This is a genomic window from Novosphingobium malaysiense, assembly GCF_000802225.1.
Taxonomy (GTDB): Bacteria; Pseudomonadota; Alphaproteobacteria; order Sphingomonadales; family Sphingomonadaceae; genus Novosphingobium; species Novosphingobium malaysiense.
Genome location: NZ_JTDI01000019.1, coordinates 1 through 724 on the forward strand (window position 1 = coordinate 1; position 724 = coordinate 724).

Below are 724 nucleotides of genomic sequence, written 5' to 3' on the forward strand. Positions count from 1 at the left end.
CCCTCATACAGCGCATCGACCGGCTAGAGAGCCGGTTCGCGATGCACGATCTCGTGAGCGACTATTGCCATGGGTTCGACAAACGCGATTTTGACCGCTTTCTCGCCATCTGGTGGGAAGATTGTGTCTGGGAGATCGGCCCGCCCTTCGGCCGCTTCAACGGGCACGCGGGTATCAATGAGGCGGTGAAGGACATTTTGTGGCCGGCATGGCTCAAGTCTACTCACTGCACCACCAACCTTCGGGTAAACTTCACCGACGACGACCACGCGCTGGGGGTTTCCGATGTCGATTGCATCGGCACAACGAGCGACGGGCAGGCCCAGACCGTCGCCGCGACCTACAGCGACGTTTTCGAACGCCGCGCCGGCGTCTGGAAAATTGTCCGGCGCGACGTGAAAATGCACCATTTCAGCCCGTTAGTCGGAATAACGCTCGAAGCCCCGGCTTGAGGCGTCCACGGCGAAGAGGAGGGACAGGATGGCATATCTCGAGACAGATTCGAGACGCTGTTATTTCGAGCATCACGAGGGTGCCAATCTGCCAGTGCTGCTTGTCCACGCTTGGGCAATGAGCACCCGCGTCTGGGATTCGACTTTATCCGCGCTGCTGGATGCAGGGCACGAGGTAATCGCATTCGACCAGCGCGGCTGCGGACGCTCCGACAAGGATTTCGACGATTTCTCGATTTCGGCTCTTGCCAGCGATGCACTTGCCATTGTCG

2 protein-coding genes are annotated in these 724 nt (G+C 59.3%); both read left to right on the top strand.

The genetic code is table 11. The annotated features are described in order from the left end of the window. Positions 1–452 (top strand): nuclear transport factor 2 family protein (locus LK12_RS23275; protein WP_197063654.1); only part of this gene is annotated, 452 nt, incomplete at its 5' end. A 28-nt stretch (positions 453–480) separates the two neighbouring features. Further along, positions 481–724: alpha/beta fold hydrolase (locus tag LK12_RS23280; RefSeq protein ID WP_039290640.1), on the top strand; the 244-nt coding region annotated here is incomplete at its 3' end.